The sequence below is a fragment of the Floridaenema aerugineum BLCC-F46 genome (assembly GCF_041929345.1).
Classification (GTDB): Bacteria; Cyanobacteriota; Cyanobacteriia; order Cyanobacteriales; family Aerosakkonemataceae; genus Floridanema; species Floridanema aerugineum.
On the sequence record NZ_JBHFNQ010000168.1, the window covers coordinates 40,531 to 52,853 of the forward strand.

Below are 12,323 nucleotides of genomic sequence, written 5' to 3' on the forward strand. Positions count from 1 at the left end.
AGTGCAAGGGGACTAGGATTCCTGATAAATCAAGCATTTCATTTATTCAGATGATAGAAGACTACTTCATAACGAAACAAAGGAACAGAGAACAAAAATAAAACTTGGCTCTCAAATTAACCAAAAACAAGTCACTGTCAAAGCAATTAGTAAACAGAAATGGGGTAAATTACTTAACCAAGGACGGTGAGTAATTCGGAGTAATGGATAAATACTAAAAACTAGGGCTGAGAGTAAGGTTAAACCTTGGAGAAAAGTGGCTACATCTGCACTCCAAGTAAGTGTGGGTAATCCTACACCACTGTAACCTAAAGTTCGGGCGAATACGGGGAGAATTTTTCCGGCTTCGGTAATTCCAGAGGGAATATAGTAGGCTAAGTTTGCGGCTAAGGTGAAGGGAAGATAGGCGTAGATTACTGTGAGATAATCGGGCATTTCAGGGTCTTGCCAATGTGCGATCGCATGAGTAAAATATGTCAAAATTGTGGGAATACTCAGCAACAAAATAACTAGGGGAATTGAAATTAGTAAATGTTCTGAGTCGATCGCTAAATTAGACCATCCTAACCAAGTTAAAATCTTTTCGGCATGGTGCATAAACACGCCGCCTAATAATAATAATAGTAAGGCAACTTCCGCTGCAAAACCTCGATGATGGTCGATTAAATCTGAGGCGGGAAATCTTAAGTTTAGTTGGGCGGAACGGTTGGGACAACCTTTTAAACAACTCATGCAGAGTATACAATCTCGATTATCTAATAGTTGTGCTGGGTGAGAATACAGGGGACAACCTGCGGTTGCTTGTCCTTCTGTGGGTAGGGCTTCGCCATAAGCGATCGCAGTCGATGTGCTACCTTTATAACAGCTAAATGTTTGACATTGACTGGCACAAATTTGCTGAGTTGAACGTAATTCTAATATAGAAAGTTTGGCAAATAAACCATTCATTCCCCCTATTGGGCATAAGTGGCGACACCATAATCGACGTTCATAAATTAAACTAAAAATTACTGCTCCTAGTGCAATAATTGTTAGCAACCAAGCAGAAAGATAAGCTTTATGGGGTAAATCCCACAGTTGTTCCCATAAATAAATTGCTACAAATCCTGCAAATAAAATCCACGCACCCCAACGATTTAACCATTTGTTATTCCAGGGGAGTTGCTGACGGGGAAACAACCATAAAGAGAAGCGACGTATCCATTCTCCTGTCACCATAAATGGGCAAACTGCACACCACAAACGACCAACAAAAGCAAAGAAAAATAAATACATGGGCCACCACCAAGCCCAAAATAAGTTTAAAGTAATACTACTATCTCGTGTTTGGGGGCCGAAAAATCCTAACAAAGTTACGGGGCTAAATATTGCCATCATAATTCCCCATAATCCTTCAGGATACCAACGACTTAGTAATAAGGGACGCAACCAAGTTACATGAGTTAATAAGTCAATCCGAAAGGCGTTTTTATCTGATTGTACAGACCAAAATAATTGTTCGGGAATTGTTGTTTCTTCTGTGGGTGTGTTGAGGACGGCGCGATGTAAAATTTCTGCGAGTTCGGTTAAATTTCCGGGATAATTATAACTCAATAAACGCCGCAAGTTGGCGCGATTTAATTGTAAGGTTGGTCGATCGCTTTCTCGGCAAATCTTCTGGAGAAAATATTTTGCAAATTCGGGAATATCTGCCTTTCTTTGGTTTAAGGTAAATAGTTTTATTTGAATTGTTTCTATTTCGGGAAACTCTAAGAAATCGGGAGAAGCTAAAATTAATCTTACCGAAGATTGTAAAGGTTGATTTGGGATTTTCCCCCAACAATTACCTAATTTTAAATCTTCGGCTTTGCTTTCCCGATCGATCTGTTCTGCATTGGGAATAATATAACCTGTTTTTAGATAGTGAATTAACCGATCGCGATCGGCAATACTCAACAATTGCACATGATCGATTAATAAAGTTCCTCTTTCTAAAATCGCCATAATTCCCGGTTCTTTTCCTATTTTACCAAACAAAATATCCGTGTTAATTGTCCCATCTTCTCGGCTGGGTAATTCTGCACAATCTATTTCGATATATGGTTGGGCGGCTACTTCTGAATGAGCATGAATCATTCCGGCTAAAAAAGTCTTACCTGTACCCGGTTGCGCTTGAAATACAACAGGTTGGAGATTATTAGCAGCTTGTTGAATTTGGCTAGCTAATTTTTTTGTGGCTTTGCTATTACCTAAAATTGTTTCGGCTTTAGGTACTGGTTGAATATAAGGTTGCCACGTTTGAATTCGCGTTTTTTCGTGGCAAATTCTCAGGGTAAATGTGTTTAACTCTTCCGCTAAAATAGCGTTAATTGTTTGGGAAATTTCGGGATATTTAGTGGATAATTCCGGGAATTCAGTTAATGATAAAAAGCCGATTTCGCAGTTGGTTAAAGCGATCGCACTACTTTGATAAGTTTCTGTACAGTTCTCTGCTAAACTAGCATAGCCAAATAGTTCGCCTGGGTGATAATAGCGGATAATTGAATGGCAAATTGGTAGTAAATGGGAAATTTCTACTGTACCAGATTTGAGGAAATAAAAACCGATCGGACTCTGCCCCTTTTGATAAATTGGCGTTCCCGCTTCTACTGTAAAATAATGTAAGCAATGAACAAGTTCTGTTAAAGTTTGTTGCGATAACTTCATCCAAATTCGCTGCGAACTTAACCAAGTTACCCATTCTAAAAACAACTGTTCATTTACTAACTCAATTTTGGGTTTACCTGTGCCTAGCGGTAAGGTTTGTTCGGGGAAAGATGGGGTTAATGGTGACTGCGATCGATCAATGGCAACTGCTTGGGAGTCCATCAGTAGTACCTCACGACTCTGAAGTTTTCTTGGTTAATAGAGCGAATACTGAAATTATTTCCGATTTTCATAAATTCCTAAATAAATTTTAGCTTATTTTCTCTACCTTGCTTTAGCAAAATATAACTTTAAGATGATTTGTAAAAGTTCATGAACAAATTTTAATTTAAAGAATTATTGCCAGATCAAAGAAATTATGGCAACATAAATCATAAAAAAGGAAATAGCTAACAGCAGATTCAAATTCTTGAGAAAATCAGCTATGTTACCGAATTTTAGACGTTTTATCACAATTTATCGAGGTTACGAACGACCATTCTGGGTATCGCAAATATTGTTAGCGATCGCCAATATTTTCACGCTGCTGATACCGTTAATGACGCAGGAACTAATTGACGAAGGGTTACTAGGTGGCGATCGAAATGCTTTAGGACAGAGTGTTTTATGGATGGTAATATTTGCCTTTTTGAGTGCCATATTTACAATTGCAAACGCTTGGTATGGAGTGTTATTTGGCGAATTTACTGCTCATGCGGTGCGGATGAACTTGTATCGAAAAATTCAACAGTTTTCCTTTGGCAATTTAGATAAATTTCCCACTAGTGATTTGATGGTAAGAATGACTAGTGATGTGGATGCAATTAAAGGAGCTATACAACAGATAGTTTTATCTTTAGCGCAAGCTCCTGTGATGTTTATTGGGGCATTAATTCTAATTTATTTCTACAGCCCCAGCCTTATATGGATCTTGTTAATTGTGATTCCGGTTGTGAGTATTCTGCTAGCATTTTTCATTAACAAAATTGGAGCATTTTTTCAAGTAGTACAGAAAAAACTTGATAATTTAAACAGTGTTTTGCAAGAAGATTTAGCAGGCGTGAGAGTAGTCAAAGCTTTTGTACAAAGTGAATATGAAAACCACCGTTACGATCGCGCCAACCGAGAATTTCGCAAAGCATCTCTGCGCCCCATGCAGTACATTTCTTTCTTGCAACCAACACTGTATTTAATTGTCAACTTAGCAATAGCCAGTATACTTTGGTTTGGTGGAGTTTCCGTCACCCAAGGACAAGTTACAGTTGGTGAAATTCTCGCTTTTACTCAGTACTTAGCAGTTATTTTAACTCCCCTAGTTTTACTAGCAGTACTTACACCGCAAATTACCGCAGCAGAAGCCTCAGCCGAACGAATATTTCAAGTCATAGATTCAATCCCAACGATACCAGATTCACCCCATACTTTGGAACTCGATATTGCTACTGCTAAAGGACGCATTGTATTTGAAAATGTTAGCTTTAGCTATTTTGCTAACCCCAGTCAAAACCCGGAAGAAAATCATTCTAAATTGGTGCTTAAAAATATTAATTTAGTCATCGAACCGGGACAAACAGTTGCTTTTTTAGGGGCTACAGGATCGGGAAAATCTACTTTAGTGAACTTGATTCCTCGCTTTTATGATGTGACGAGTGGGCGAATCACGATCGATGGTGTAGATGTGCGAAATATTCCTTTGGAAACCTTGCATCAACTAGTAGGAATTTCCTTGCAAGAGTCAGTTTTGTTTAGTGGGAAAGTGCGGGAAAATGTTTGTTACGGCAAACCGGAAGCTACCGAAGATGAGATGATTGCAGCAGCAAAAGCCGCAGATGCTCACGGTTTTGTCAGTGCAATTCCTGAAGGTTATGATGCTAATGTAGCGAGAAGGGGAACTAATTTTTCAGGGGGACAAAGACAGCGGTTATCGATCGCTCGCGCCCTCACTATCAAGCCGAAAATTTTGATTTTTGATGATAGTACAAGTGCTTTAGACATGGCAACAGAAGCCAGGGTTCAAGATGCGATTAAAAACTCAATGGGAGATAGCACAATTTTATTTGTGGCTCAACGTATTAGCACCGTAATTACTGCTGATAACATCTTCCTTTTAGAAGCTGGAGAAATTGTCGCCCAAGGCAATCACGAAACCTTACTTCGCACTAGTTCATTGTATCAAGAAATCTACGAATCTCAACTCGGAGGCTTACCAGCTTAATAGGGAAAAGCCCAATACTGCTCGGTTAAGCAAATTTGTGGTCTGTAGGGGCGAAGCATTCGGAGCAGAAAATCTAGGGTTTGAGTCATAAATTGTTGCCCGAATGCTTCGCCCCTACCCAAAACCCGAGCAGTATTGGGGAAAAGCCAATAATTTTGCCAAGCTATTCACACTAAAAATAGAGAAAATGACTAAACCTTTTTTGCATCGTAAATATCCCTCCAAAGCTGGAGAACCTCCAAAAGAATCTACCGGAAAAGTTTTGCCTCGGTTGTTAGGTTATGTAACCCGCTACACTGGGCAAATCTTATTAGTAATACTACTGTTGTTAGTCGGTACAACATTCAATTTGTTAATTCCTTATCTTTTGGGAGAAGGACTCAACAATTTAAGCACTTCACCGAACTTAAAAGTGCTGTTAAATATTGTCATATTAATGGCGATCGCATCAGTCGGAAGCTGGGTAGGATTATTACTACAAGGGCTAATTATAGCTAAAGTAATGCAACGGGCTTTGTATAACCTGCGGCGCGATTTGTTTGAGCATATCCAAACCCTTTCTATCAATTTTTTCGATCGACAACCGATCGGACAATTAATGAGCCGTGTCACCAATGACACAGAAGTAATTGCTACATTCTTTCGCGGTGGTTTAAATCTGTTATTGAGCGAAAGTATCAAACTAGTTTTTATTGTCATCGCCATGTTTTGGCTGAACTGGAAATTAGCAATTACAGCATTGGTAATTTCACCTTTAGTCATGGGATTACTAGGCTTTATTAGTCGAGTATCAGGGCCGATTTTTAATAATTTGCAACAACAAATTGGCGAACTCAATGGCTTAATGGAAGAAACAGTCAGCGGCGAAAAAGTAGTCATTGCCTACGGTAGGCAACAGGAAGCGATCGACAACTTTCAAGAAATCAGTTTAGCCGCAATGCAAGCGGGAATTAAAGCCCGATTTATTGCCTTACTCAGTCGCCCAGTTACACTAGTTTTGACCAACTTAGATGTTGCATTAGTAGCCTTAGTTGGCGGTTTGTTAGTATTAAATAATCAAGCAGATGTGGGTATAGTCTCCACATTTTTACAATACACAAGACAATTTGGAATTCCCATCACCAACCTAGCTAATACTTTAGATAGTTTGTTAGCATCAATTTCATCTGCCGAAAGAGTCTTTGCCATTTTAGATGAAAAACCAGTAATTGTAGACAAACCTAACGCTTTTCCCCTGCCACCAATACAAGGTCATGTTGTATTTAAAGATGTAGACTTTAGCTATGTTCAAGGTAGACCAATTCTAAAACAGAATAGCTTTGAAGCTTTACCCGGTCAAAAAATTGGCTTGTGTGGCCCAACAGGTGCAGGCAAAAGTACAATTATCAACTTAATTACTCGATATTATGACATCGACAAAGGCGACATTACCATCGACGGACACAGTATTTATGATGTACAACAAGACAGTTTGCGTCGGCAAATTGGCATTGTATTACAGGAACCTTTCCTGTTTTCAGATACGGTAATGAATAACCTGCGTTACGCTAGATTAGACGCAACAGATGAAGAATGTATTACCGCCGCAAAACAGGCAAATGCTCACGAATTTATCTTGCGTTTACCTAACAGTTACGACACAGTTTTAACCGAGCGAGGAGGTAATCTTAGTCAAGGACAAAGGCAATTATTAACGATCGCTAGAATGATGGTAGCAAATCCCCGCATGGTAATTTTAGACGAAGCTACCAGCAACGTAGATACACGCACCGAAGAAAAGATTCAACAAGCATTAAATCGGTTAATGCAAGGACGCACAAGTTTTGTAATTGCTCACCGATTAAGTACAATTCGAGATGCCAATCAAATATTAGTAATTAAAGCCGGAGAAATCATTGAACGAGGCACTCACGAAGAATTAATGGCAAAACATCAATTCTATTATGATCTTTACATAAGTCAGTTTAAAGGTAAAGTAGCTGCGATCGCTTAATCAACTCCCAATAATCAAGTTTGTTGTAACGACTTCAGTCGTTCTTTCTCAAAGCGATCGCATAATCAAACCAATTAAATCCAGTCCGTTGTAACGACTTCAGTCGTTCTTTTTCAAATAACACGACTGTTAGTGATAGCGGCGCGTTAGTGCTAGTCGTTACAAGCGACTTAATTACGTATTTATAGTGGATTTGTTGTAACAAAATATTTATTAAACTAGTAATCTTACTGTCTCAAATTAACTTGAAGAAATGTAACATATTTATTTTGGTCCACATGGACATACTAATTAGGAGATAAATTGAACGACTATCAATACCGCAAAAGATTCAAATTAAACAACCTTCGACAAACTCAAATTTTCCACCAAGAGGCAGAGCCTCTGTTTCTCGTTCCCAGGTTGAACCTGGGAACGAGGACACAGGAGGTTCTACCTCCCCTGCGGCAAGATCTCAGACAAGCAAGGAAAAGGTTCAAGGGGAAAGATTCAACCATGATTAAAATTACTAAAAGAATTGTCAAAGAACGGAGAGATTATAACACTTGGGTCGCCACCGAAACCTTAGAAGATTACTCTTTACGTTATGCTCCGAAATCATTTCGTAAATGGTCAGAATTCCTGGTAGCAAACACTGCCATAGGTGGAATTTCTTTTTTAGCTTTAGAAGCTATTGGCGGTTCACTAGTTATTAATTATGGCTTTGCTAATTCCTGCTGGGCAATTCTCGTTGTTGGTGCAATTATTTTTTTCGCAGGTTTACCAATTACTTACTACGCCGCTAAATACAATATTGATATAGATTTATTAACCAGAGGCGCAGGTTTTGGTTATATTGGCTCAACAATTACCTCTCTAATTTATGCGTCTTTTACTTTTCTTTTCTTTGCTTTAGAAGCAGCAATTATGGCTCAGGCATTGAAACTTTATTTCAATTTGCCTTTGTCAATAGGCTATTTAGTTTGTTCCTTAGTAATAATACCTTTGGTTTTTTACGGAGTTACGCTAATTAACAAATTGCAGTTGTGGACACAACCAATTTGGCTTTTATTAATGATTTTACCCTATATTTTTGTCCTTTACAAAGAACCAAATGCTTTAGAAAACTGGCTAAATTTTGCGGGAAACTCACCAAGCGGAGCAGCTTTTAATCCTTTATTATTTGGCACAGCCGCAACAGTTTCATTTTCCTTAATTGCTCAATTAGGAGAACAGGTAGACTATCTCAGATTTTTGCCTACTCTGGGTAAAGAAAATCGATTTAAGTGGTGGTTTGCGGTAATTTTAGCGGGTCCAGGATGGATTATTTTAGGATGTGCAAAGCAGTTAGGCGGGGCTTTTTTAGCTACTTTAGCCATTAAACATGGCGTGGAAGTTTCGGTTGCTAAAGAACCAATTCAAATGTATTTGGCGGGGTTTGCGAGTATTTTTTCTGACCCAAAAGTGGTGTTATCTGTTGCTACGTTATTTGTAATTATTTCCCAAATTAAAATCAATGTAACTAATGCTTATGCAGGTTCTTTAGCTTGGTCAAACTTTTTCTCCAGATTAACTCATAGCCATCCCGGAAGAGTAGTTTGGTTAATATTTAATGTAGCGATCGCACTCCTACTAATGGAGTTAGGAGTATTTCAAACTTTAGAAGCCGTTTTAGGTTTATACTCTAATATTGCGATCGCTTGGGTAGGCGCTGTAGTTGCAGATTTAGTTATCAATAAACCCTTGGGTTTAAGCCCTTCTTACATTGAATTTAAACGAGCTTACCTCTATAATTTTAATCCCGTTGGTTTTGGGGCAATGGCGATCGCTTCTGGAGTGGCAATAATCGCCTTTATCGGCGCTTTTGGCAATTATGCTCAAGCCTATTCCCCTTTCATCGCCTTGGGTGTAGCCTTTGTTCTCTCACCAATTATTGCCGTTATTACCAAAGGCAAATACTACATTGCTAGGGAAAACACGCATTGCCAAACAAACGATATAAATTCTTTAATAACCTGCTGTATTTGCGAACAGGAATATGAACTTGCTGATACAGCATTTTGTCCAGTTTATGATGGGCCAATTTGCTCTTTATGTTGCAGTTTAGATGCCCATTGTCATGATAAATGTAAACCCTCTGATAGCTATATCAAAACCCTGACAAAAAACCTTTATTATCACGTCCTAGATGGTAAACTCTCTCCTAAAATGGGAATAAGAGTAATTAGATTTGGCGGCATATTTTCCCTGAGTGCTGGATTAATTGGCACAATTATGGGTTTAGTTTACTATGAAGGAGTGTTAAATTCACCAGAAGTACCAACAGCCATTCATTACCCAATTCTGAAAATATTTATAGTTGTATATGCTGCTTTGTTAGTTGTAACCGGAATTGTTACTTGGTGGTTAGTTTTGAGTGAAGAAAGCCGGGAATTAGCTGAAGAAGAACTAGACAAACAAAATCAACTTCTGCAACAAGAAATTGCCGATCGCCAACAAGTAGAAGCAGCCTTACAAAAACTAACTCACGAATTAGAAATGCGCGTCGAACGACGTACATCTGAATTGTCACAAGCCTTGAGTAGTTTGCAACAAGCACAAACTCAACTTGTGCAGAACGAAAAAATGTCTAGTTTAGGACAATTAGTAGCAGGAATTGCTCACGAAATTAACAACCCAATTAACTTTATACATGGCAATTTAGAACACGCCAGCGAATATGTTACGGGGTTACTTGAACTCGTAGAAACTTATCAAGCTGAAATTCCCAAAGTTCCGCCTAAGATTGAGGAACTAACAGAAGAAATCGAATTAGAGTTTATTCAGGAAGATTTACCTAAATTACTGTCTTCAATGCGAGTAGGTACAGAAAGAATTCGCGCCATTGTCTTATCTTTGCGAAGTTTCTCGCGCCTAGATGAAGCAGAAGTGAAAACTGTAGATCTTCATGAGGGAATAGATAGCACTTTAATGATTTTAGGACATCGGTTAAAAGCTAGATCGGAACGTCCAGCAATTCAAGTTATTAAAGAGTACGGAAACTTACCTTTAGTTGAGTGTTATGCTGGACAACTTAATCAGGTTTTTATGAATATTTTAGTTAATGCGATCGATGCCCTAGAAGAACAAAATGTTAACCGCACTTTTGCCGATATTCAGGCTCATCCTAATCAAATTACGATTCGTACAACTGTTGAAACAGCAGAAGTTGTGGTAATTTCGATTCAAGATAATGGCCCAGGAATGTCTCAAGAAGTGCAACAAAAATTGTTTGATTATCAGTTTACTACCAAACCAATTGGTAAAGGCACAGGTTTAGGTTTATCAATTTGTCGTCAAATTGTAGTCGAAAAACATGGAGGAAGTTTAACTTGTAAATCGGAATTAGGCAAAGGTACAGAATTTGCGATCGCCATTCCCATCCATCAAACTGCTAAATTAACCATTCCTAACGCTGTCGTTTAATAATAAAGATTTCGCTTGTTCGTTGTAAGGACTTCAGTCCTAATTATGCTGACACAACTAGGACTAAAGTCCTCACAACAAACTTAAACTATGGCGATCGGATTAACTAAAAGATCCGACCAACTTTTGACTGAAAATCCACATCTTTTCAGCCTTTTCATCATCACGCGCTTGGGGAGAAACCTTCTGCACAAAAGACTTACCATCTTTCTTTTGTCGATTTCCCCAACTCCAATAAGCACCAGATTGTTTATATTCAGGATCGGCCACTACCATAGCAACTCTTTCGCCAGCCAAATCCTGAGAAACATAACCTCCAGTAATATTCTTTTGGAACCAAGGGAAAAGTTTTTGAAACAACGGATAATGGTTACGGAACAGAGGTGTATCTGCCACACATCCCGGATATAAAGAAGTGAAAGTAATCCCCGTTGAATCATGATAGCGACGATGCAATTCTCGCATAGTCAGCACATTGCAAACTTTACTATCTTTATAAGCCTTCACGGGTTCAAACTTCTTCCCATCAATCATAGTGACAGGATCTTTAAATCCAGAGGCAAAACCCTCAAAATTTCCTAGATCGGGACGGGGAGGAATCTTCCCACCTAACTCATCTGGATTATGGGTTACAGTGCCTAAAATCACCATTCTCTTATCCGGTGCTGGTGATTTTTTCAAATCTTCTAGCATCATATTACAGAGTAGGAAATGACCCAGGTGATTAGTAGTCATAGTGAGCTCATAACCTTCTGGACTTCGCAATGGCTCTTTTATTAAAGGCATATAAATTGCGGCATTGCACACCAAAGCATCTAGCGATCGACCGCTTACCCGGAAGTTTTTCACGAATTGGCGAACACTGTCCAGGGAACCCAGATCGATGTGCATCAGACTGTAGCTATCCGGCGACATCCCCACACTTTTGGCAGCTGCTTCAGCTTTCGCTAAATCCCGACAAGCCATAACTACGTGCCATCCCCGTTTCGCTAATGCCTTAGCAGCATACAAGCCAACTCCAGAAGAGGCACCTGTAATTACAACAGTTGACTTCCGATTTTGTTCCATTGTCTTCCAACTCTTAATGACCATGAGACCATAATCTAGGATCTCATGACAGTGAACTCTTAGAGCCAAGACAAAATTCTTTTTAATCGATCTTAAAAAAAGACTAAACTAAAGCAGGGGAGCAGGGGGACTCTCAGAGCAAGCGGAAAAATCAAAATAGAAAATTCTTTGTCTTATCATTAATGAAAGTCTATTTGTGGTTGAAGTAACAACATAATGGTTCCAACTAACACAAAAGACAGAGTTACCCACAGCAGCATTAAATTTAAGCGCATGATTTCTTTCTCCTTAAGCACCTTTTAGTTCTGCGTATCCTTGAATATTTTCCGGTTCAAACTGACGCAACACGCGAGTTGCTTGACGAGTTAATTCTTCCGTACCTTGGACAATAATTAAATACTTGCCAGCATTCAAGCGATTTCGATATGCCAAAGCATCTCCACTACCCACCGTTAAACCAACGCCACCACCAACAAAGTAAGCACCCAAAGCCCCAGAAGCAGCACCCAAAAGCCCTCCAATAACATGATTACCGAAGGCATTTAATGTGGAAAAAATGCTAATCCCCGTTAAAAGGTTAAAGGCATAGCCAGCGACAAATCCAAATGGTACTAGCCAAACAGCGAGTTTAGTTGCACCTTGACGTGCTTTTTGATTTGGATTAATTAAGCCATACTCATCAGCACTTTTGTAACCATTACCCAAAATGTTTACTTGCTGCGTTGGGATTCCTTGTTTCTCCAGTTCAGTATATGCTTGTTCTACCTGGATGCGATCGGACAAAACTGCCACTAAATAATTCATCGTCAAAGTTGTATCTTGAGTATTCCTACTCCCCCAGCAAATCAAAGCCATTGAGTAAATTCATCTCTCTTTAGAAAGTTAAGACTTTCTAGTACGTTGTTGCGCTTCAGCGCCTTCTTTAGCGCTGAAGCGCAA

The 12,323-nt window shown here is 39.0% G+C and carries 6 protein-coding genes; 3 read left to right on the forward strand and 3 right to left on the reverse strand.

Annotated elements, in window-relative coordinates; all coding sequences use genetic code 11:
- Positions 1-111 precede the first annotated feature (111 nt).
- Positions 112-2,847 carry a cyclic nucleotide-binding domain-containing protein gene (locus ACE1CC_RS21915; protein ID WP_413272560.1) on the reverse strand — a complete coding sequence of 912 codons (2,736 nt, stop codon included), beginning with the start codon at positions 2,845-2,847 and terminating at the stop codon, positions 112-114.
- 262 nt (positions 2,848-3,109) lie between these two features.
- Here ACE1CC_RS21915 and ACE1CC_RS21920 point away from each other — a divergent pair, with 262 nt between their 5' ends.
- The 3 genes from ACE1CC_RS21920 (at position 3,110) to ACE1CC_RS21930 (ending at position 10,316) form a co-directional block, all read left to right on the forward strand.
- Entirely contained in the window at positions 3,110-4,879 is a 1,770-nt protein-coding gene (locus ACE1CC_RS21920) for an ABC transporter ATP-binding protein (protein WP_413272561.1), read from the forward strand.
- 187 nt (positions 4,880-5,066) lie between these two features.
- Complete coding sequence (locus tag ACE1CC_RS21925; RefSeq protein ID WP_413272562.1) at positions 5,067-6,872, forward strand: ABC transporter ATP-binding protein; 1,806 nt, start codon at positions 5,067-5,069, stop codon at positions 6,870-6,872.
- Positions 6,873-7,367: 495 nt separating this feature from the next.
- Positions 7,368-10,316 (forward strand): ATP-binding protein, encoded by a 2,949-nt coding sequence (locus tag ACE1CC_RS21930; RefSeq protein ID WP_413272563.1) that lies wholly within the window; start codon positions 7,368-7,370, stop codon positions 10,314-10,316.
- Positions 10,317-10,418: 102 nt separating this feature from the next.
- On the opposite strand, the gene ACE1CC_RS21935 is transcribed toward ACE1CC_RS21930, so the two are convergent.
- Positions 10,419-11,384 (reverse strand): protochlorophyllide reductase, encoded by a 966-nt coding sequence (locus tag ACE1CC_RS21935; RefSeq protein WP_413272564.1) that lies wholly within the window; start codon positions 11,382-11,384, stop codon positions 10,419-10,421.
- Between the two features lie 288 nt (positions 11,385-11,672).
- Positions 11,673-12,188, reverse strand: a complete 516-nt coding sequence (locus ACE1CC_RS21940) for a hypothetical protein (protein ID WP_413272565.1) — start codon at positions 12,186-12,188, stop codon at positions 11,673-11,675.
- Positions 12,189-12,323: the final 135 nt, after the last annotated feature.